Raw genomic sequence first — 20,727 nt, forward strand, 5'->3', positions numbered from 1 at the left:
GATGTCATTCCGTTTGCGCGTTATGGGCATGCTTGCCGCCACCGTCACCGTGCTCGCCGCCGGCTGCGCATCCACGGCGCCCGCGCCCGACGCCGTCAGCGCCGCCTTCACCGGCAAGTCCTATGTGCTGCTGGGCGAAGTCCACGACAACGCCGCGGCGCAGCAGCAGCGGCTGGCTGCCCTCAAGCGCGCCGTCGAGCTGGGCTGGCGCCCCGCCATCGCCATGGAGCAGTTTGACCGCGAGCGCCAGGCCGATATCGAGCGCGCCCGCCGCGAGCGCCCGCGCGACGCCGACTACTTGATCGCCCAGGCTGGCGGCGGCGCCTGGCAATGGCCGCTGTACCGCCCGGTGGTGGCGCTGGCGCTGCAGTACGACCTGCCGCTGGTGGCCGCCAACCTGTCGCGGGCCGATGCGGGCAAGATCGTGCGCGGCGGGCTGGACGGGCTCTTCTCGGCGGACGAGCGCAGGCAGCTCGGCCTGGACGGCGCACTGCCACCCGACCTCGTTTCAGCACAGACCGCGGTGCTGGATCGCGGCCACTGTGGCAACTTCCCCAAGGCCATGCTGCCCGGCATGCTGTCGGCGCAGGCGGCGCGCGATGCGGTAATGGCGCAGGTGTTGCGTCCCCATGCGCAGCGCGGCGCGGTGCTCGTCGCCGGCAACGGGCATGTGCGGCGCGATATCGGCGTGCCGCGCTGGCTGGCGGCGGATGCGGGCAAGGTGCTCAGCGTGGGGTATGTGGAAAGCCCGCCGGGGGATTGGGAATTCGATATGGCGGTGGTGGTGCCGGCGGTGGCGCGGAAGGATCCGTGTTTGCAGGCGAAGCCGGCGGGGTAATTGGGCGCGCCGGCGGGCACCCGGCGACCGCGCCTGTCACCCGCAAAGCCAAGCCAGGCCTCGCTATCCACGTAAACCCCGACCCCTTCTCCCCCCTTTTGACAGCCTTTTGACAGTTTCCACGTCCTAGAATCCGCCCCATGACCGGTAACCCCGGTCTGATGTTCACCAAAAGTCCAAGAACAGTTCCGGCCACGCCCCGCCGCGCCGGACAGGAGACAACAACCGGCACTGCGCCCTTCTCGCGCAGCCGCCTCGCTGTGTTCCCGTCCGCTTGCAACGCACTGGCTGCCGCCGGAATCCCCGGGTCGGATCGCGGCTGCCAGCCGGCTGCCATGGCGATCACCGGTACTACCAAGGAGACCGCTATGCGTCGTTCGATTTCCCGATTGGCCCATGCCGTGATGGCATCGGCTGCCGTTGCCGCCACCGTTGCCGCCGCGCCCGCCTTTGCGCTGGACAGCGTCAAGTTCATGATCGGCGCCAATCCCGGCGGCGGCTATGACCAGACCGGCCGTTCGCTGGGCGCGGCCATGATCGCCGCGGGCCAGGCCAAGACCGCTTCATACGACAACAAGGGCGGCGCCGGCGGCACCATCGGCCTGACCCAGTTCGTCAACACCGACAAGGGCAATCCCAATGCGCTGATGGTGGTGGGCGCGGTGATGGTCGGCGCGATCGAGACCAACAAGCCGCCGGTCACGCTGAAGAACGCCACGCCGATCGCGCGCCTGTTTGCCGACACCATGGTCATCACCGTGCCGGCCAGCTCGCCGATCAAGTCGATCAAGGACCTGACCACGCAGCTCAAGGCCAACCCGGGCAGCGTCAGCTGGGGCGGCGGCTCCAAGGGTTCGATCGACCACATCCTGGCCGGCCTGGTCGCCAAGGAAAGCGGCGTCGACCCGAAGAAGATCAACTACGTGCCCTTCCAGGGCGGCGGCGAAGCCTCGGCCTCGATCATGGGCGGCCACGTGACGGTCGGCATCGCGGGCGTGTCCGAGTTCCTGCCCTTTATCAAGAGCGGCAAGATGCGCGCGCTGGCGGTGACCTCCAAGGACCGCACCGCCGACATCCCGACCCTGAAGGAACAGGGCGTCAACGTCGAGATCTACAACTGGCGCGGCGTGTATGGCGCACCCGGCATCAGCGCCGACCAGCGCAAGGCCATGATCGACGCCGTGGTCAAGGCCACCGAGAGCAAGGCCTGGAAGGACACGCTGCAGAAGAATGACTGGACGCCGTTCCTGCTGACCGGCGACGAGTTCGGCAAGTTCGTCGACAGCGAATCGGCCCGCCTGGGCGGCACGCTGCGCGAGCTGGGCGTCGCCAAGTAAGACCAGCGGGCGCGCTGACGCCGGCGCGTCCGCCCTGGCAGCACCCTGCAATACCGTACCAACCGCATCCACTGCTTTACCTGTCGTGCCTGCCAACCCCGCCGGCTGATCCCGGCGGCAGGAAGAACGGCGCGGGGCCCGGTGTCCACCTGCGATACCGACGACTACAACCATATGTCACCGGGCCCCGCAGCCGCGCGGGCAATATAAAGCCAGCGTCGCGGACGCCAGCGCCCTTCGCTGGCGACAAAGGCCAAGGAGTCTCCATGAAACCCTCGCACCTTGCCATCGGCGTTGCCGTCCTGGCGCTCTCGCTGTTCTTCTTCCTCGGCCTCGCCGGCATTTCCGGTGAGGAGGGCTATGCCGGCCTGTCGCCGCGCTTCGTGCCCACGCTGGTCGCCATCGGCCTGGCCGTGTGCGGCGCGCTGCTGACCTGGCAGGGCGTGCGCGGCGGCTTCCGCAACATGCCGGAGGAAGATGCCGAGCTGCCCAATGCCCCGCACAACTTCAAGGGCTTCCTGTGGGTGGCGGCCGGCCTGCTGCTGAACATGGCGCTGATCGGCACGCTCGGCTTCGTGTTTTCCTCCACGCTGCTGATGGTGTGCGTGGCACGCGGCTACGGCAGCCGCCGCATCGTGCGCGACGCGCTGATCGGCCTGTGCATCACGGTGCCGATGTGGGCGCTGTTTGAATTCCTGCTCGGCATCAACCTGCCGCTGCTGCCCATCGCCGGCTTCTGAGCCTGCTCGCCCGTCCAGCAAGGAGTCTTCGAATGGATACCCTGAACCAGCTGATGCACGGCTTTGCCGTCGCGATCACGCCGATCAACCTGATGTGGGCCCTGGTGGGCTGCTTCCTCGGTACCGCCATCGGCGTGCTGCCGGGCATCGGCCCCGCCCTGACGGTGGCGATGCTGCTGCCGCTGACCGCCAAGGTGGAGCCCACCGCCGCGCTGATCATGTTCGCCGGCATCTACTACGGCGCGATGTACGGCGGCTCGACCACCTCGATCCTGATGAACACGCCGGGCGAGTCTTCCACCATGGTGACAGCCATGGAAGGCAACCTGATGGCCAAGAACGGCCGCGCCGGCCCGGCGCTGGCCACCGCGGCGATCGGCTCGTTCGTGGCCGGCACCATCGCCACCGTGCTGCTGTCGATGTTCGCGCCGGTGGCGGCCGACGTGGCGCTGCAGTTTGGTCCGGGCGAGTACTTCATGATCATGCTGCTGGCCTTCACCACCGTCTCGGCGGTGCTGGGTTCGTCGCTGCTGCGCGGCATGACCGCCCTGTTCCTGGGCCTGGGCATCGGCCTGATCGGCATGGATTCGCTGTCGGGCCAGACGCGCTACTCGATGAACGTGCAGGAGCTGTACGACGGCATCGACATCGTGGTCGTCGCCGTGGGCCTGTTCGCCGTGGGCGAGGCGCTGTTCAACGCCTTCTTCCCGCAGCCGGAGGGCACCTTCAACAAGCTCAGTTCGATCCACATGAACAAGTCGGACTGGAAGCGCTCGATCCCGGCGTGGATCCGCGGCACCATCATCGGCTTCCCGTTCGGGCTGATCCCCGCCGGCGGCGCCGAGATCCCGACCTTCCTGTCGTACGCGTCCGAGAAGAAGCTGTCGAACCACAAGGAAGAGTTCGGCAAGGTCGGCGCGATCGAAGGCGTGGCCGGCCCCGAGGCCGCCAACAACGCCGCCGTGACCGCGACGCTGGCGCCGCTGCTGACGCTGGGCATCCCCACCTCCAACACCACCGCGATCCTGCTGGCCGCGTTCCAGAACTACAACCTGCAGCCGGGCCCGATGCTGTTCCAGACCTCGGGCGACCTGGTGTGGGGCCTGCTGGCTTCGCTGTATATCGGCAACGTGATGCTGCTGGTGCTGAACCTGCCGGCGATCGGCCTGTGGGTGCGCATGCTGCGCGTGCCCACGCCGCTGCTGTACGGCGGCATCCTGATCTTCGCGGGCCTGGGCGCCTATGGCATCCGCCAGTCGTGGTTTGACCTGCTGCTGCTGTTCGTGATCGGCCTGCTGGGCATGGTGATGCGCCGTTTCGACTTCCCGACCGCGCCGGTGATCGTCGGCATGATCCTGGGGCCGATGGCCGAGAAGCAGCTGCGCAACGCGTTGTCGATCGGCCAGGGCGACTGGACCCTGTTCCTGCGCCAGCCGATCTCGGCCAGCATCCTGGCGCTGACCGTGGCCGTGGTGGTGATCCCGCGACTGCTGCGCTGGCATGCGTTACGCAGCACCGCGCACGCGCAGGCTGACAACGCGGCCTGATGCGCGTTAGCATGCGGTAGTTCCTGAGGCCCGACGCCCTGGCGTCGGGCCTCTTGTCTTTCTCTCTTGCGTTTCATCGTCAAGAACAACAAGCCGCCGGTGCCCCCGCGCCAGGCCGCTGACCAATGAGTCTTTCCACCAACCGCTGGCTGTCCGCGGTGCCCACGCTGGCACTGGGGCTGGCCGCCGCGCTGCTCTGCAGCCTGCTGCATACCCCACTGCCGTGGATGATCGGCCCGCTGCTGGCCGTGGCCGCCGCGCGCATGGCCGGGGCCGACCTGCGTGCGCCGTCGCAGGCGCGCAATGCGGGCCAGTGGGTGATCGGCGCGTCGCTCGGGCTCTATTTCACGCCCGATGTGGTGGCGCGGCTGGTGGAGTTCCTGCCCTACATCATTGCCGGCTCGCTGTTCGCGCTGGTGCTGGGCGCGGGCGGCGCGGTGATGCTGCAGCGGACCACCGGGGTGGCGTTCAAGACCGCGTTCTTCTCCACCGCCATTGGCGGCGCCTCCGAGATGGCCAACCTGGCCGAGCGCAACGGTGCGCGCATCGACCAGGTGGCGGCGGCGCATTCGCTGCGGGTGCTGATGGTGGTGGTGACGGTGCCGGCGATCCTCCAGTACGGCGGCATCCACGGGCTCGATCCCTATATCCCTGGCCCGCGCGTGGTCAGCGCGCCGGGGCTGCTGGCGCTGATCGCGATCACGCTGGGCGTGGCGCTGCTGATGCAGCGGCTGAACATGCCCAACCCGTTCGTGATCGGCACGCTGCTGGCGGCGGCGGTGCTGACCGCGTCCGGCGTCGAGCTGTCAGCCATTCCCACCTGGATGAGCCGTGCGGGCCAGTTGCTGATCGGTGTGTCGCTGGGCGTGCGCTTCTCGCGCGAGTTCCTGCATACCGCGCCGCGCTTCCTGTCGGGCGTGGCGCTCTACACACTGGTGGCGCTGGCGGTGTCGGCGCTGTTCGGCTGGGGGCTGTCCGCGCTGTCCGGCGCGCACCCGGCCACGGTGATCCTCGGTACCACGCCGGGCGGCATCGCCGAGATGTGCATCACCGCCAAGGTGCTGGAGCTGGGCGTGCCGCTGGTGACGGCCTTCCATGTGATCCGGATGGCCTTCGTGGTGCTGGCCACCGGGCCCCTGTATCATTGCCTCAAACATCGCGTCGCGCCGGAGGAGACAGAGTAGAGGTCCGCCACAGGACAGCTACGGTGCGGCCAGCCAGAACAAGGACTGCCAATGCCTGAAGCCGTTGTAGCCACGCCAGCGCAGCTGACCCTTGCCGACATCGATGCCACGCTGGAGCGCGTGCTGGCCCCCTGGGTACGCCAGCTCGGCCTGCGTGCCGAAGCCGTCGATGCGCAAGGCGTAACACTGCGCCTGCCCTTCAGCGAATCGTTTCGCCATGCAGGCGGCGTGGTCTGCGGCCAGGTGCTGATGTCGGCGGCCGATACCGCGATGATCGTCGCGGTCGCCAGTGCGCTCGGCGCCTTCCGCCCGATGACCACGGTCTCGCTGACCACCAACTTCATGCGCCCGGTGATCGATGGCGACGTGCTGGTACGCGCCAACGTGCTGCGCCTGGGCAAGACCGTGGTGTTCGGCGAGCTCGAACTGACCGGCAAGGACGGCAAGCTGGCGGTGCAGGCCACCACCACCTACGCCCTGCTCTGAGCACCGCGCCTTCCAGATCGCGATGCGCTCCGGCCACGCCAATCCCTTCGACCAGGTCGTCTTCGCCGGCGGCGGCAACCGCTGCTGGTGGCAGGCGGGCTGGTGGGACACGGTCGCGCCCGAGTTGCAGCTGCGCCCGCGCGTGATCGCCGGCATCTCGGCCGGGGCCGCCACGGCATGCATGGTCTATGCGCACGACTCGCACCAGACCATGGACTACTACCGCGAGGTGCTGTCCAACAACCGCCGCAATGCCTACTGGGGCAACCTGCTGCGCAACGAGCGCGTGTTCCCGCACTACGGCATCTACCGCACCGCGCTGCTGACGATCTTTGCCGACGGGCGCCTGGCGCACCTGCAGCAGGCGCCTGAAATCCGCATCGGCGTGGCCCATATCCCGCGCTGGAGCGGCCCGCGCCAGGCGGTGGCGGCGGGGCTGCTGGCGTACAACATCGACAAGCATGTGCTCAAGACGCTGCATCCGCGGCTGGGGCGCAAGCTTGGTTTCCGGTCGGAGTTCGTGCGCGCACAGGACTGCGGCTCGCCCGAGCAGCTGGCCGACCTGCTGCTGCAGTCGTCCTCCACGCCGCCGTTCACGCCGGTGCTGCGCCGCGACGGCCGCCCGGTGCTCGACGGCGGGCTGGTGGACAACGTGCCGGTGGACGCGCTCGACGCCGCGCCGGGCAATGTGCTGGTGCTGGTCACGCGGCTGTATCCGCGCCCGCGCCATTTCGTACTCGAGCAAGGCGGCCAGCGCCGCCTGTACCTGCAGCCCTCGCAGCGCGTGCCGATCTCGAGCTGGGACTACACCCGGCCCGATGCCATGACGCACGCCTACGAGCTCGGCCGCCTCGACGGGGAAACCTTCCTGCGCGAGTGGCCGTCAATCCTGAATACCGAATTGCGGCCGGCTGCCTAGCTTCGTGGCGTGGCGCCGGCCAGATCGTTGTCGATGCGGCCCGCGTGCCGCGACAGGAGGCATGGATGACTAAGCGCCAGACAACCCCCGCGGGGACCAGGGAGCCGCGGCGTGCCCGCGAGGTCAGCGCGGCGCCGCCGGTGGAGCAGGTGCCGCGTGCCCGCGGCAGTGGCGCCCGTCGCAACGATAGGGTGCGCAAGGCGGACCTGGTCGTGATCGGCGGCGGCTCCGGCGGCGTGGCGTGCGCGCGGCGCGCGGCCTCGCACGGCGCGCGCGTGATCCTGGTCGAGCGCGACGCCATCGGCGGCACCTGCGTCAACCGCGGCTGCGTGCCCAAGAAGATGCTGTCCTACGGCGCCAGCTGGGCAGCCATTTTGTCGGGCTGCCTGTCGCATACCGGCGGGCATGAGGACTGGCGCGACGCCATCGTGCGCGTCAACGCCGAGGTCGCACGGCTGAACGCGGGCTACACCCAGCGCCTGCACGAATCCGGCGTGGAAATCCTGCGCGGCGACGCACTGGTCACCGGCAAGAACGAAGTGCGCGTCGGCGACGAGACCATCCACGCGCGCCGCATCCTGATCGCCACCGGCGCGCGCCCGCGCGCGCTCGAAGTCCCCGGCGGCGAACTGGCCGCCAGTTCCGACGACGTCTTCACCTGGCAGACCGTGCCGGGCTCGATCGCGGTGATCGGCGGCGGCTATATCGGCGTGGAGCAGGCCTCGATCCTGTCGCGCTATGGCGTCAAGGTCGACCTGATCGTCGCCGGCGACCGGCTGCTGCCGCGCTTCGACCACGAGATCGGCACGGCGCTGGCCGATGCGCTGACCGCGCGCGGCGTGCGCCTGCACCTGAATGCGGAGGTGAACCTGCTCAGCCAGGCCAACGGCGCGGTGGAAGTCTGCTACCGCCCCACCGATCGCCCCGGCCAGACCGAGGCGGTGCGCGCGCAGGCGGCGCTGGCGGCGATCGGGCGCGTTTCCAATGTGCAGGGGCTGGGGCTGGAAGACCTTGGCGTCGAGTTCGGTGACAAGGGCGGCATCCGCGTCGACCGGCAGTTCCGCAGCAGCGTGCGCGGTATCTATGCGCTGGGGGACGCCATCGAAGGCCTGCACCTGACCCCGGTGGCCACCGCGCAGGGCCGTTGGCTGGCCGACCGGCTGTACGGGAAGCGCGGCGATCGCGCGGACTTCGACTTCGTGCCCACCGCGGTGTTCTGCGAGCCGGCCATCGGCGCCGTGGGCCTGACCGAGGCGCAGGCGATCGAGGCCGCCGGCAAGCCCGATCGCGTCCGCACGGTCGTGAAACGCTTTGTCTCGCTGGAGAACCGCTTCGGCGGCTCGCAGCACCAGTCCGTGTTCAAGCTGGTGCTCAATGCGCGCAGCGGGCGCGTGCTGGGCGCGCACCTGATGGACAACGCCGCGCCCGAGATCGTGCAGACGCTGGCGGTGGCACTGCGGCTGGGGGTGCGTGAATCGCACCTGCAGACCACGGTGCAGCTGCATCCGACGGTGGCGGAGGAATTCTTCGGCTAGCGCTATTCGCCGACGGGCAGCTTCAGCACGGCACGCACGCCGGTGCCCTGCGCGCCCTCGCCCAGTTCCACCGTGCCGCCGAAGCGCGCGGCCATTTCGCGCGAGATTGCCAGCCCGAGCCCCGAGCCGGGCTCGGCATTGCCCACGCGGCGGTAGAAGCGCGCGAACACCTTCTCGCGCTCCTCCGCCGGGATGCCGGGCCCATCGTCCTCGACCACCAGGCAGGCGGTCTGGTCTTCGCGCGTGGCCGACAACGTGATGCAGCTGCCCCGCGGCGAATACTGGATCGCGTTGTGGACCAGGTTGGCGAGCGCCTCGCGCAGCAGCGCGGGGTCGGCGCGCACCGGCAGTTTCAGCCCCGGCATCGGTTCCCAGCCGAAGTCCTGCTGCTTGCCGCGCGCCAGCGGCAGGTAGTCCAGCGCCACCTGCTCCGCAACGGCAACGGCATCGATGATGTCGATGGCGTCGACTTCCTGCGCGGATTCGCCGCGGTGCTGGCGTACCCGCGCCAGCGCCAGCAGCTGGTTGGTCAGGCGCGCGGCCTGCTCGAGCTGGGTGACGATGCCGCCCACCGCCTCGCCGGCGGCCTGGCGCGCGGTTTCGGGGTCGGGCGCGCGCAGCTGGCGCTCGGCGTATTCGGCCTGCGTCTTCAGGATCGCCAGCGGCGTGCGCAACTGGTGCGCGGCATCGGCGATGAACTGCGCCTGCGACTGCGCCATGGCCGCCGAGCGCGACACGTGCAGGTTGACCGCGTCGACCAGCGGCCGCACTTCGGCCGGTACGCGCTCGAAGGTGAGCGGCGTCAGGTCGTCCGGTGAGCGCGCCTCGACGTCATCGCGTACCCGCGCCAGCGGGCGCAGCACGTAGGTGACGCCACCTACCAGGATGGCCGCGCTCAGTACGATCAGCAGCAGGTCGCGCGCCAGCGCGCTGCGCCAGACCGTGCCGATCAGCGCGGTGCGGGGCTCGGCGGTCTCGGCCACCTGGATGATCACGCGCATGCGCGCGTCGGGCCGGTACACGGGGCGCGCCATGGCGGCGATGCGCACGGCCTCGCCCAGGTATTCGGCGTCGTAGAAACGCGGCTGGTTGTTCACCAGCGTGCCGGCGGGCAGCGGCAGGTCGCCGTAGCCGGTGATGGTTTCGATGCTGCCGGCGCGTTCCAGCGAGACGCGGTAGAACACATGGGTCTGCGCCGCGGTCTCGAACATCTCCATGGCGGCGTCGGGCAGCGTCAGCTGGATGCTGTCGCCGGCCATGCCGATGGCGTTGTCGATGGCGCGGATCGAGCCGTACAGCGAGCGGTCATAGGCCGTGTTGGCGGCGTCGCGCAGCGTGCCGTAGGTGAGCCAGGTGTCGATCGCCATCATCACCGCCAGCGCCGGCAGCAGCAGCAACAGCAACTGGCGGCGCAGGCTGCCGCGGCGCCACAGCAGGACCGGATGGCGCGGCCACATTGCTAGCGGCCGGCCTCGGGCTCCAGCAGGTAGCCGAAGCCGCGCAGCGTGACGATGGTGACGCCGTGCCCGGCCAGCTTCTTGCGCAGGCGGTAGACCAGCACCTCGATGGCGTCGGGCGAGACGTCGGCGTCCAGCGAGAACACCTTGTCGAGCAGCTGCGCCTTGGTCAGCGGCTGGCCGCTGCGTGCCAGCAGCGCACCCAGCAGCGTCGATTCGCGCGGCGTCAGCGCCAGCGGCGCGCCGTCCAGCGTAAAGCTGCGGGTCTCGCCGTCGAACACCAGCGTGCCGCACTGCAGGCGCGGATGCGCGCGCCCGCGGCTGCGCCGGATCAGCGCCAGCAGCCGGGCTTCCAGCTCGGCGATGGCGAAGGGCTTGGGTAGGTAGTCGTCGGCGCCCAGGTTCAGGCCGCGCACGCGTTCGTCCAGCGTGTCCTGCGCGGTCAGGATCAGCACCGGGGTGCGGTCGTCGCGCCCGCGCATGGACTTGAGCACGGCCAGCCCGTCCTTGCCGGGCAGGCGCAGGTCCAGCACCACCGCGTCGTATTCCTCGGCCTGCAAGCGCGCCTCGGCCTGCAGGCCGTCGGCGACGTGCTCGATCACGAAGCCGCCCTGCTCCAGCGCGCGGGCGACCCAGCGTGCCAGTTCGACTTCATCCTCCACCAGCAGGATGCGCATTGCCGGTCCTCCTCCGCCGGTTGGGTTTATTGTGTCGGTTGCGGCGGCCGTACACGAGGTGGCACGAGGCGCCACACAGGGTTCAGCACGCTGGAGCGCGCCCGCCGCGGGCGCCTATAATACCTCCGCCCCGCCGGTCCTGGCGCGCGATGCAAGCGCGCCCACTCCTTTCCACAGGCAGTTTTTCCGTTCCGACCACCGTGCCCACGCGTCCGCCCCTGCCGTCCGCTCCTGTGCCGTCCGCGGCCGATGGTGCAGCCGACGGCGCGCCCGCCTCGGACCTGCGCCGCCGGCTGCTCGGCGCCTCGCTGCTGGCCGGTGCCGCGCTGCCCGTCGCCTCACCCCTCCATGCCCAGTCTATGCTGCCCGCGCCGCCGCCGGGCTACCCCTCCGGGTATGACGTCACCATCGCCCGGGCGCTGCGCGAAGGCGAGGTCGTGGTCTATGCCTCGACCGACCTGAGGGTCGCCCAGCCGCTGATCGCCGCGTTCGAGGCGCGCTACCCGGGCATCCGCGTGCGCTACGAGGATCTCAACACCATCGAGCTGAACCAGCGCTTCCTGGCCGAGACCGCGGCGCTCGGCGGCGGCCGGCCCGCGCCCGGCGCGTTCTACGCCGACGTGCTGTGGAGCACAGCGATGGACCTGCAGATCAAGCTGGTCAACGATGGCCACGCGCAGCGCTACACCTCGCCCGAGCGCGCCGGCCTGCCCGGCTGGGCGGTATGGCGCGACGAGGCCTGGGGTACCACCTTCGAGCCCGCGGTGATCGTCTACAACCGCCACCACTTCGCCGGCATGCGCGCGCCGCGCAGCCGCAGCGGGCTGGCGCGGCTGCTGCAGGAAAATGCACCGCGCTGGCGCGCCAGGGTGGTGACGTACGACGTGGAGCGTTCGGGCGTGGGTTACCTGCTGGCGCAGCAGGACGCGCGCATGGGAAGCGAGTTCTGGTACCTGGCGCAGGCGCTGGGCCGCGCCGGCGTGCAGCTGTCGGCGTCCACCGCCGACATGATCGAGCGCATCGCCAGCGGCGAGCTGGTGATGGGCTACAACCTGCTGGGCTCGTACGCGCTGTCGCTGATGGAACGCGGCGCGGCCATCGACGTGATCGCGCCCCGCGACTACACGCTGGTGATGTCGCGCGTGGCCTTTATCAACCGGCGCGCGCCGCGGCCCAATGCGGCGCGGCTGTGGCTGGACTACCTGCTGTCGCGCGACGGGCAGGCGCTGCTGGCCAAGTCGACCTCGCCGCTCTATACCATCCGCACCGATACCGACAGCGTGCACACCGCGGCGGCGCTGTCCGAGCGCCTGGGCTACGCGCTCAAGCCGATCAGCGTCGGCCCCGGCCTGCTGGCGGCACAGGATGCGCTGCGCAAGCGCGCGTTCCTGGCGCGCTGGCGCGAGGCCATGCGCGGATAGCGCGAACCAAGACGCATGCGCCGGCCCTCAGCCGGCGCGGCGCATCAGGGCACCAGGTCGCCGGTATCCAGGCCGCCGGCCCCGGCAGCGTCCTTGCAGGCCTGCTCGCACAGCGAGGACAGCTCTTCGTCGAGCTGTGCCATCGGCCGCGGCACGTAGCCATGGCGCAAGGCGGGGGAATATTTCAGGGTATCGATAAAGACGTCCGACATGCGCTCGGCATTGGCGTCGAGGTCGAAGTCCTCGGGCGAGAACAGCCAGTGCGCCAGCACGCCGCCGATCGCGGCATGGAAGGCGTTGACGGACAGGTCCAGGTCCAGCTCGGCGGGCAGCTGGCCGCGCTCCATGGCCAGGCGCAGGTGCTCGCGCATCTTGACCAGCCCTTCCTGGTGGGACTGGCGCTGGCGCTCGAAGATGGCGCCGTTGTCCTGCACCATCTCGCACTTGTGGAAGATGATCTCGAAGACACGGCGCCAGCGCGGATTGACCACGGTCTGGCGCATGACATAGGCGCAGATGTCGCGGATGCCGCCCAGCGGGTCTTCCTGGCGCGCGAGCCGCTCGGGGTCGCACAGCGCCTCAACCGGCAGGTTGACGCGGTCGCACATGGCGGCGAACACATCGCTCTTGTTCTTGAAGTGCCAGTAGATCGCGCCGCGGGTGACACCCGCCGCTTCGGCGATGTCGGCCAGCGACGGGCGTGCCACGCCGCGGGCGTGGAATACCGCTTCGGCAGCGTCGAGAATCCGGTGGCGCGTCTCCAGCGCCTCTTCCTTGGTGCGTCTGACCATCTCTCTCTCTGATGCCGGCGTCATGGCCCCGATGGGTAGTTCATGGCCGGCTTGTTGGGGATCTCCCTGGCGCCGGTGCCGCATGCGGCAGGCGCTCTGGCCGGTGCAGGGCACCGGCGGGTCGTTGTCATCACATGGCAATGCCTTCGCGGAGCCGTGCGGCCGACAGGACGGCGCGCATCCTAACCCGAGTCGGCCGTTTGCGCCGCAATCCCGGGCGGTCCCTTGCCGTTGCAGACAAATCCGATGGATAAAACCGGATGCGCGCTGCTAGTCGTGCAGTGGCCGGAGACGCTGATGTGCGTCCAAAAACCCCTGCGAAGGGAACCACTTAACATACATGCTTGAATGTATATATAATACGCGCTCGCCCGGCTTTCGGCCAGCCGCCCATCCTGTGACATAGCCAGCACAGCTGGCGCTTGCTGCGGGGCCAGCCGGTCGTATATCCAGTCGTCATAGAAGAGCCACCGTTCGTCGCAAAGGACATCGCGACGCCGCGAATTGTGGCTAGCATCACGCTTTTGTCCGCCGCAAACCGTGCGGCGGGCTGTGTCGTTTCCGTTTGCCACAAGATGGCAGGTCGGGACGATGCGGCAGATCTCAAATTGCCATCATGGGGTTATCGATGAGGAAGTCCCAACGTATCAGTTGCGTTGCCGCCTATGCAGTCGCTGCGCTGTCGGCGCTGGCGCTTGCCGCCTGCGGCGAGAAGAAGGCCGAAGGCAGCCCCCCGCCGCCGCCGGAAGTGGGCGTGGTCACCGTGACGCCGTCGCCCGTCGCCGTCGTCAATGAACTGCCGGGCCGCCTGGAAGGCGTGCGCACGGCCGAAGTCCGTGCCCGGGTGGAAGGCATCGTGCTGTCGCGCAACTACACCGAAGGCGGCGAAGTGAAGGCCGGCCAGGTGATGTTCCGCATCGACCCGGCGCCCTACCAGGCCACGCTGGCTTCGGCCCAGGCCGCGCTGCAGCGCGCCGAGGCCAATGCCGTGTCGGCGCGCCTGAAGGCCGACCGCTACAAGCCTCTGGTGGCCGTCAACGCGGTCAGCAAGCAGGAGTACGACGACGCCGTGGCCTCTGCCGGCCAGGCCAACGCCGACGTGGCTTCGGCCAAGGCGGCGGTGCGCACCGCCCAGATCAACCTGGGCTACACCACCGTGACCGCGCCCATCAGCGGCCGTGCCGGCCGCGCGCTGGTGACCGAGGGCGCGCTGGTGGGCAAGGGCGAGGCGACCAAGCTGGCGCTGGTGGAGCAGGTCGACCCGATGTGGGTCACCTTCACCCAGCCGGCCTCGGAAGTCACGCGCCTGCGTCGCGCCATCGAATCCGGCGCGGTCAAGGGCGTCAACGGCGGTGCCAACGTGCACCTGTTCGTCGAAGACGGCCGCGAGTACGAGCACACCGGCAAGCTGCTGTTCTCGGACATGACGGTGGACCCGACCACCGGCGCGATCACGCTGCGGGCGCAGTTCCCCAACCCCAACCGCGAGCTGCTGTCGGGCACCTTCGTGCGCGTGAAGATCGAGCAGGGCATGGATGAGAACGCACTGACCGTGCCGCAGCGGGCGCTGATCCGCGGTGCCCAGGGCGCCAGCGTGCTGGTGGTGGGCGCGGACGGCAACGTCGCGGCGGTGCCGGTCAAGGCGCCGCAGGCCATCGGCGACCGCTGGGTCGTGACCGAAGGCCTGAAGGGCGGCGAGAAGGTGATCGTCGAGGGCCTGCAGAAGGTCAAGGTCGGCGCGCCGGCCAAGGCGGTGCCGTTCGTCCAGGCAGGTGCCTCGGCACCGGCCGCTACTCCGGCCTCGGCTTCGGCAGCCCCTGCCTCTGCCCCCAAGGCCGAGGCGAAGCCGCAGCCCAAGGCTGAAGCCAAGCAAGGCTGAAACAGGCCGTATCACCACTACGGCAAATACGGCTAGACAAAGAGGGAGCCAGTCTTATGGCCAAGTTTTTCATCGACCGGCCGGTGTTCGCGTGGGTGCTCGCGCTGATCATCGTCCTGGGCGGGCTGTTGTCGATCATGCAGTTGCCGATCGCGCAGTACCCGAACATCGCCCCGCCGACGATCTCGGTCACCGCCACCTATCCGGGTGCGTCGGCCAAGACGCTGGAGGATTCCGTCACCTCGGTGATCGAGCAAGAGCTGAATGGCGCGCCCAACCTGCTCTACTACAACTCGACCAGCGAATCGACCGGCCTGGCGTCGATCACCATCGCCTTTGCGCCGGGCTCGAACGTCGACCTGAACTCGGTCGAAGTGCAGAACCGCCTCAAGCGCGTGGAAGCGCGCCTGCCGGCGGAAGTGCGCCAGCAGGGCGTGCGCGTGGACAAGGCCGGGAACAACTACATGATGTTCCTGACCGTGTCGTCCAAGTCCGGCACGGCTGACGCGATCCAGCTCGGCAACTATGTCTCGGCGCAGGTGATCGACTCGATCCGCCGCGTGCCGGGCGTGGGCCAGGCCGACCTGTTCGGCACCGAGTACGCCATGCGGGTCTGGCTGGACCCGGCCAAGCTGACCGGCTACAACCTGACCCCGCTGGACGTCACCGCCGCGGTGAGCGAGCAGAACATCCAGGTCGCCGTGGGCGAGCTGGGCGGCACGCCCTCGCCCAAGGGCACCGAACTGAACGCCACCGTCACCACGCAGAGCCGCCTGTCGACGCCCGAGCAGTTCGCCGACATCCTGCTGCGCACCAACCCTGACGGTTCGTCGGTACGCATCAAGGACGTGGGCCACGTGGAACTGGGCGGTGCCGACTACTCGACGCTGGCCCGCACCAACGGCAAGCCGTCGGCGGCCATCGCCATCAAGCTGGCCCCGACCGGAAATGCGCTGGCCACCGCCACCGCGGTGCGCGCCAAGATGGAAGAGCTGTCTAAGAACTTCCCGGCGGACTACCAGTACTCGGTGCCTTACGACACCTCGGCCTTCGTCAAGATCTCGATCGAGGAAGTGATCAAGACGCTGCTGGAAGCCGTGGTGCTGGTGTTCCTGGTGATGTACCTGTTCCTGCAGAACTTCCGCGCCACGCTGATCCCGACGCTGGTGGTGCCGATCGCGCTGCTGGGTACCTTCGGCGCGCTGCTGGCGTTCGGCTTCTCGATCAACGTGCTGACCATGTTCGGCATGGTGCTGGCCATCGGTATCCTGGTGGACGATGCCATCGTGGTCGTCGAGAACGTCGAGCGGATCATGAGCGAGGAAGGACTCTCGCCACGCGAAGCCACGCGCAAGGCCATGGGCCAGATCACCGGCGCCATCGTCGGCATCACGCTGGTGCTGACCGCGGTGTTCATCCCGATGGCATTCTTCTCGGGCTCGGTGGGCAACATCTACCGCCAGTTCTCGCTTTCGCTGATCGCCTCGATGGCGTTCTCGGCGCTGCTGGCGCTGACGCTGACCCCGGCACTGTGCGCGACGCTGCTCAAGCCCGTCGAAGCCGGCCATCATCATGAGAAGAAGGGCTTCTTCGGCTGGTTCAACCGCACCTTCGCGCGCGCGTCGACCAGCTATCAGGGCGTGGTGGCGCGCATCCTCAAGCGCACCGGCCGCTACCTGATCATCTACGCGCTGATCATCCTCGGCGTGGTGGTGCTGTTCAAGCGCCTGCCGTCGTCGTTCCTGCCCGATGAAGACCAGGGCTACATGATCACCGTGGTGCAGCTGCCCAATGGCGCGACCCAGGACCGTACCATCGGCGTGCTCAAGCAGATCGAGGACTACTACCTGCAGAAGGAAAGCAAGGTGGTGGACCAGATGATCACGGTGGCGGGCTTCTCCTTCTTCGGCCGCGGCCAGAACGGCGGTATCGCGTTCGTGCGCCTGAAGGACTGGAAGGAACGCACCGGCGAGGGCGAGAACGCGCAGGCGCTGGTCGGCCGAGCCTTCGGCGCGCTGTCGTTCATCAAGGACGCGATCATCTTCCCGCTCAACCCGCCGGCGATTTCCGAGCTGGGCAACTCCTCGGGCTTTGACTTCCGCCTGCAGGACCGCACCGGCCAGGGTCACGCTAAGCTGATGGAAGCGCGCAACATGATGCTCGGCATGGCCGCGCAGAGCCCGGTGCTGATGGGCGTGCGCCCGGAAGGCCAGGAAGACGCACCGCAGCTGCAGATCGACATCGACCGCGAAAAGGCGCGCGCGCTTGGCGTCTCGGTGGCGGAGATCAACTCGACGCTGTCGATTGCGTTCGGCTCAAGCTACGTCAACGACTTCATCTATGAAGGCCGCGTGCGCAAGGTGATCGTGCAGGCCGACGGCAGCGACCGCCGCCTGCCCGACGACCTGACCAAGCTGCGCGTGCGCAACGCCAACGGCGACATGGTGGCGTTTGCCGCGTTCGCGACGTCCAAGTGGATCATGGGCTCGCCGCGCCTGGAGCGCTACAACGGCATGCCGGCGGTGAAGCTCGCGGGCCAGGCCGCGCCCGGACGCAGTACCGGCGAAGCCATGCGTGTGATGGAAGAGAACTTCGCCAAGCTGCCGCCGGGCTTCGGTTTCGAGTGGTCGGGCCAGTCGTACGAAGAACGCCTGGCCGGCGCGCAGGAACCGATCCTGTACACGCTGTCGCTGATCATCGTGTTCCTGTGCCTGGCCGCGCTGTATGAAAGCTGGTCGATCCCGTTCTCGGTGCTGCTGGTGGTGCCGCTGGGCGTGCTCGGCGCGCTGCTCGGCGTGACGCTGCGCGGCATGCCCAACGATGTGTACTTCAAGGTGGGCCTGATCGCGACGATCGGCTTGTCGGCGAAGAACGCCATCCTGATCGTGGAATTCGCCAAGGACCTGCAGGCGCAAGGCAAGGGCCTGGTCGAAGCCACGCTCGAGGCGGTGCACCTGCGTTTCCGCCCGATCCTGATGACGTCGATGGCGTTCATCCTGGGCGTGCTGCCGCTGGCAATCGCCACTGGCGCGGGTTCGGGCAGCCAGCGCGCCATCGGTACCGGCGTGATGGGCGGGATGATCACGGCCACGGTGCTGGCGATCTTCCTGGTGCCGGTCTTCTTCGTCGTGGTGCGCAAGCGCTTCAAGGGCAGCGAGCGCCAGCGCATGCTGGACAAGAAGTGGCATGAGCCGCAAGAGGAAATCTGACAATGACCAAGACTCTGACCACGCTGCTGCTGGTGGCCGGCGTTCTGACCGGCTGCACGCTGGCGCCCCACTATGACCGCCCCGCCCCGCCGGTGGCGGGCAGCTACCCGGTGGCGCCCGAGGGCTACGCCACCGCTGAGGTGAAGAGCGGCGAGACCCGCCGCGCCGTCGATATCGGCTGGCGCGAGTTCTTCCGCGACCCGCGCCTGCAGGTGCTGATCGCCAACTCGCTGGAAAACAACCGCGACCTGCGCACCGCCGCGCTGCGCATCGAAGAGGCGCGCGCGCTGTACCAGGTGCAGCGCGCCGACCTGTTGCCCACGGTGGACGTCAACGCCGGCTACACCCGGGCCCGTACCACCGCCGCCCAGGCGGCAACGGTGCTCGGCCAGGCCGGGGTGACCGAGGTCTACCAGGTCGGCCTGGGCATCGCGTCCTACGAGCTCGATTTCTTCGGGCGCGTGCGCAGCCTGTCCAATGCCGCGCTGGCGCAGTACTTCGCCACCGAGGAAGCGCATCGCTCGGCGTATATCTCGCTGGTGTCGGAAGTCGCCAAGGCCTACCTGGCCGAGCGCTCCTTTGCCGAGCAGTACGACCTGGCACGCGACACGCTGAAGGCGCGCGAAAGCACCTATGGCCTGGCCAAGCAGCGTTTCGAGGCGGGCGCCACCTCGGCGCTGGACCTGCGCGACAACGAATCGCTGGTGGCGCAGGCCCGCGTCGCGGCGGCCCAGCTCGCACGCCAGCGCGCGCAGGCGCAGAACGCGCTCGAAGTGCTGGTGGGCAAGCCCATCGGCACCATCGAGAACCTGCCCGAGCCGGTGCGCCTGTCGGATGAGCGCATCATCAGCGATATCCCGGAGGGGCTGCCGTCCGACCTGCTCGAGCAGCGTCCCGATATCCGCCAGGCCGAGCAGCTGCTGCTGTCATCCAATGCCAATATCGGCGCGGCGCGCGCGGCGTTCTTCCCGCGCATCACGCTGACCGCCAGCGCGGGCACCATCAGCCCGACGTTCTCGGGGCTGTTCGATGCCGGCACGCGCGCATGGTCGTTCGCGCCGCAACTGGTGCTGCCGATCTTCGACTATGGCCGCAACCTGTCCAACCTGGACCTGGCCAACGTGCGCAAGAACATCCAGGTCGCCAACTACGAGAAGACCATCCAGACGGCCTTCGCGGAAGTGGCGGATGCGCTGGTGGCGCGTGGCACGCTGGAAGACCAGGTCACCGGCCAGGAAGAAGTGCGCAATGCGGAAGCGGCGCGCTATGAGCTGGCGCGCCTGCGCTTCCGCAGCGGCATCGCCAGCTACCTGGACGAGCTCGATGCGCAGCGCCAGTTGTTCACCGCGGAGCAGGCGCTGATCCAGGCGCGGCAGCTGCGGCTGAACAATTCGATCGACCTGTATCGCGCGCTGGGTGGCGGGTTGCAGGAAACCAGTCCGGTGGCGCGGCAAGGTACGCCTGCGCAACAGGGGACGGTGACGCAGTAAGGGTGTGCTGACGACGTCAGCATGCTTGCGGTTTGCTCCCTCTCCCGCTTGCGGGTGAGGGAGCAAACAGTCGGTCGATCAGGACGCCAGCGGTACTGCCGCTGGTTTTTTGCTTCCCGCCTCAGAACTTGTAGGAAGCCGGCAGAAAGAACACCAGCGGATTCGGCTCCAGCTTCGTCTTCGACGTCGACCCGCGGCGCGAGCGCTAGGACCGGGCGCGCATTCGCATCCAGTCATCCAGCGGGTTGCTGGGGAAGCTCACGCCATGTTCGCGCGCGCGGACCGCAACGCTGGCCACGGCGGTGCGACTGGTGCCCTCATTGCGCACGGGGCGTGCGCTCATGCGGGTCTTGCCGATGGTGGCCGCGGTGACGGCGGCCGTATGGCCGGCCTGTTCCTGCACCGTTGCCTCCAGCGCGCTGGCGCGCTGCCCGGCCTGCTGCTGCTCGCCCAGCTCGAACACCGACTGCAGCGCCGACAGCTCGTCCGCGCCCGGCTGCGCCACCGTCATGGCCGCCTCGACCATGGCGGTGAGCTGCGCCAGCACATGCGCATCGCTCATCTGCTTGCCCTGCGTGAAGGCCGGCAGCAGGTTGGCGAGTTCGTCGCCGGCCAGCACGCCCGCCAGCGCCTTCAGCGCGAACTGCAGGCGCCAGCCGAGCTCGCGCCGCGGCAGGGCCGGGATGGCGCGCGCGAAGGCGTCGAAGAAGCGGTCGTACACCGGTGCGTAGTGCTCCAGCAGGTAGTGCTGGATAAACGGCGAGGTATCCGAATACACGCGCCCGAGCAGCCGCAGGAACGACGGCCCACCGACTGCGGGTTCGCGCGCCATTTGCAGCGCGGGCACGAACAGTGCGCCCAGCACGTGCTCGCAGCGGATGCTGCTGCCGGGCCAGCGGGCTTCGCACGCATCGAGCAGCGCCAGGCGGCGCGCGTTGAGCGGATCCAGCCGCCGGCTCAGCACGGCGTGCATCATGATGTCTTTGCTGCGAAAGTGATAGTTCACGGCCGCCAGGTTGACGATGGCGCGCGAAGTTACCTGCCGAAGCGAGGTGGCCTCGTAGCCGACCTCGATCAACAATTTTTCCGTGGCGTCGAGAATCCGGGCCTTGGTGTCTCCTGCCGTGCTTTTGCCGGTCTTCATGGGGGCGTCTCTCTTCTTTGCTGCAGTGAACCCCTTTGCAATTCGCTGCGCTGCGTCGCTCCCGGCTCTGACG

16 protein-coding genes are annotated in these 20,727 nt (G+C 68.7%); 12 read left to right on the forward strand and 4 right to left on the reverse strand.

The genetic code is table 11. From position 1 onward, the window contains the following. Nucleotide 1: 1 nt before the first annotated feature. The 8 genes from ABNX08_RS21035 to ABNX08_RS21070 all read left to right on the forward strand — a co-directional run bounded on the left by ABNX08_RS21035 (nt 2) and on the right by ABNX08_RS21070 (nt 8,586). Nucleotides 2-838: a ChaN family lipoprotein gene (locus tag ABNX08_RS21035; RefSeq protein ID WP_349605290.1), complete on the forward strand. Its 837-nt coding sequence runs from the start codon at nt 2-4 to the stop codon at nt 836-838. Nucleotides 839-1,206: 368 nt separating this feature from the next. Continuing rightward, entirely contained in the window at nt 1,207-2,175 is a 969-nt protein-coding gene (locus ABNX08_RS21040; RefSeq protein ID WP_022537081.1) for a tripartite tricarboxylate transporter substrate binding protein, read from the forward strand. A gap of 266 nt (nt 2,176-2,441) precedes the next feature. Further along, on the forward strand, nt 2,442-2,915 hold the full coding sequence (locus tag ABNX08_RS21045; protein ID WP_022537082.1) for a tripartite tricarboxylate transporter TctB family protein: 474 nt from the start codon (nt 2,442-2,444) through the stop codon (nt 2,913-2,915). A gap of 32 nt (nt 2,916-2,947) precedes the next feature. Further along, entirely contained in the window at nt 2,948-4,462 is a 1,515-nt protein-coding gene (locus tag ABNX08_RS21050) for a tripartite tricarboxylate transporter permease (RefSeq protein ID WP_022537083.1), read from the forward strand. Nucleotides 4,463-4,587: 125 nt separating this feature from the next. Next, a complete protein-coding gene (locus ABNX08_RS21055; RefSeq protein WP_022537084.1) occupies nt 4,588-5,646 on the forward strand; it encodes an AbrB family transcriptional regulator in 1,059 nt (352 codons plus the stop codon). A gap of 51 nt (nt 5,647-5,697) precedes the next feature. Further along, nucleotides 5,698-6,132: a PaaI family thioesterase gene (locus tag ABNX08_RS21060; protein WP_022537085.1), complete on the forward strand. Its 435-nt coding sequence runs from the start codon at nt 5,698-5,700 to the stop codon at nt 6,130-6,132. Between the two features lie 22 nt (nt 6,133-6,154). Then, entirely contained in the window at nt 6,155-7,051 is an 897-nt protein-coding gene (locus ABNX08_RS21065; RefSeq protein ID WP_349605289.1) for a patatin-like phospholipase family protein, read from the forward strand. 65 nt (nt 7,052-7,116) lie between these two features. Then, the gene (locus ABNX08_RS21070; RefSeq protein WP_022537087.1) at nt 7,117-8,586 is read left to right on the forward strand and encodes an NAD(P)/FAD-dependent oxidoreductase; all 1,470 of its coding nucleotides are present in this window, start codon (nt 7,117-7,119) and stop codon (nt 8,584-8,586) included. A 2-nt stretch (nt 8,587-8,588) separates the two neighbouring features. Here ABNX08_RS21070 and ABNX08_RS21075 read toward each other — a convergent pair whose 3' ends face one another. Both ABNX08_RS21075 and ABNX08_RS21080 read right to left on the reverse strand, forming a co-directional pair. Continuing rightward, complete coding sequence (locus ABNX08_RS21075) at nt 8,589-10,043, reverse strand: sensor histidine kinase N-terminal domain-containing protein (RefSeq protein WP_349605288.1); 1,455 nt, start codon at nt 10,041-10,043, stop codon at nt 8,589-8,591. A gap of 2 nt (nt 10,044-10,045) precedes the next feature. Further along, a complete protein-coding gene (locus ABNX08_RS21080; RefSeq protein WP_022537090.1) occupies nt 10,046-10,720 on the reverse strand; it encodes a response regulator in 675 nt (224 codons plus the stop codon). A gap of 326 nt (nt 10,721-11,046) precedes the next feature. Here ABNX08_RS21080 and ABNX08_RS21085 point away from each other — a divergent pair, with 326 nt between their 5' ends. Then, the gene (locus ABNX08_RS21085) at nt 11,047-12,141 is read left to right on the forward strand and encodes an ABC transporter substrate-binding protein (RefSeq protein ID WP_374063687.1); all 1,095 of its coding nucleotides are present in this window, start codon (nt 11,047-11,049) and stop codon (nt 12,139-12,141) included. A 44-nt stretch (nt 12,142-12,185) separates the two neighbouring features. Here the strand turns inward: ABNX08_RS21085 and ABNX08_RS21090 are convergent, their stop codons facing one another. Beyond that, nucleotides 12,186-12,932 (reverse strand): TetR family transcriptional regulator, encoded by a 747-nt coding sequence (locus tag ABNX08_RS21090; protein WP_022537092.1) that lies wholly within the window; start codon nt 12,930-12,932, stop codon nt 12,186-12,188. Nucleotides 12,933-13,560: 628 nt separating this feature from the next. Here ABNX08_RS21090 and ABNX08_RS21095 point away from each other — a divergent pair. Genes ABNX08_RS21095 through ABNX08_RS21105 form a run of 3 tightly spaced genes read left to right on the forward strand, consistent with a single transcriptional unit; the run spans nt 13,561 to nt 19,510 of the window. Further along, entirely contained in the window at nt 13,561-14,811 is a 1,251-nt protein-coding gene (locus ABNX08_RS21095) for an efflux RND transporter periplasmic adaptor subunit (protein ID WP_349605286.1), read from the forward strand. A gap of 56 nt (nt 14,812-14,867) precedes the next feature. Continuing rightward, nucleotides 14,868-18,020 carry an efflux RND transporter permease subunit gene (locus ABNX08_RS21100; protein ID WP_022537094.1) on the forward strand — a complete coding sequence of 1,051 codons (3,153 nt, stop codon included), beginning with the start codon at nt 14,868-14,870 and terminating at the stop codon, nt 18,018-18,020. Between the two features lie 2 nt (nt 18,021-18,022). Beyond that, nucleotides 18,023-19,510 (forward strand): efflux transporter outer membrane subunit, encoded by a 1,488-nt coding sequence (locus tag ABNX08_RS21105; protein WP_349605284.1) that lies wholly within the window; start codon nt 18,023-18,025, stop codon nt 19,508-19,510. Between the two features lie 205 nt (nt 19,511-19,715). Here ABNX08_RS21105 and ABNX08_RS21110 read toward each other — a convergent pair whose 3' ends face one another. Continuing rightward, a complete protein-coding gene (locus ABNX08_RS21110) occupies nt 19,716-20,654 on the reverse strand; it encodes a TetR/AcrR family transcriptional regulator (protein WP_022537096.1) in 939 nt (312 codons plus the stop codon). Between the last annotated feature and the right edge of the window lie 73 nt (nt 20,655-20,727).

This window comes from Cupriavidus sp. DF5525, from assembly GCF_040149425.2.
Classification (GTDB): domain Bacteria; phylum Pseudomonadota; class Gammaproteobacteria; order Burkholderiales; family Burkholderiaceae; genus Cupriavidus; species Cupriavidus pickettii_A.

Coding starts and splice junctions, on each gene's coding strand:
- ABNX08_RS21070 (WP_022537087.1), top strand. CDS start 7,117: ATGACTAAGCGCCAGACAACCCCCGCGGGGACCAGGGAGCCGCGGCGT.
- ABNX08_RS21075 (WP_349605288.1), bottom strand. CDS start 10,043: ATGTGGCCGCGCCATCCGGTCCTGCTGTGGCGCCGCGGCAGCCTGCGC.
- ABNX08_RS21060 (WP_022537085.1), top strand. CDS start 5,698: ATGCCTGAAGCCGTTGTAGCCACGCCAGCGCAGCTGACCCTTGCCGAC.
- ABNX08_RS21080 (WP_022537090.1), bottom strand. CDS start 10,720: ATGCGCATCCTGCTGGTGGAGGATGAAGTCGAACTGGCACGCTGGGTC.
- ABNX08_RS21040 (WP_022537081.1), top strand. CDS start 1,207: ATGCGTCGTTCGATTTCCCGATTGGCCCATGCCGTGATGGCATCGGCT.
- ABNX08_RS21110 (WP_022537096.1), bottom strand. CDS start 20,654: ATGAAGACCGGCAAAAGCACGGCAGGAGACACCAAGGCCCGGATTCTC.
- ABNX08_RS21100 (WP_022537094.1), top strand. CDS start 14,868: ATGGCCAAGTTTTTCATCGACCGGCCGGTGTTCGCGTGGGTGCTCGCG.
- ABNX08_RS21095 (WP_349605286.1), top strand. CDS start 13,561: ATGAGGAAGTCCCAACGTATCAGTTGCGTTGCCGCCTATGCAGTCGCT.
- ABNX08_RS21035 (WP_349605290.1), top strand. CDS start 2: ATGTCATTCCGTTTGCGCGTTATGGGCATGCTTGCCGCCACCGTCACC.
- ABNX08_RS21050 (WP_022537083.1), top strand. CDS start 2,948: ATGGATACCCTGAACCAGCTGATGCACGGCTTTGCCGTCGCGATCACG.
- ABNX08_RS21065 (WP_349605289.1), top strand. CDS start 6,155: ATGCGCTCCGGCCACGCCAATCCCTTCGACCAGGTCGTCTTCGCCGGC.
- ABNX08_RS21055 (WP_022537084.1), top strand. CDS start 4,588: ATGAGTCTTTCCACCAACCGCTGGCTGTCCGCGGTGCCCACGCTGGCA.
- ABNX08_RS21105 (WP_349605284.1), top strand. CDS start 18,023: ATGACCAAGACTCTGACCACGCTGCTGCTGGTGGCCGGCGTTCTGACC.
- ABNX08_RS21090 (WP_022537092.1), bottom strand. CDS start 12,932: ATGGTCAGACGCACCAAGGAAGAGGCGCTGGAGACGCGCCACCGGATT.
- ABNX08_RS21045 (WP_022537082.1), top strand. CDS start 2,442: ATGAAACCCTCGCACCTTGCCATCGGCGTTGCCGTCCTGGCGCTCTCG.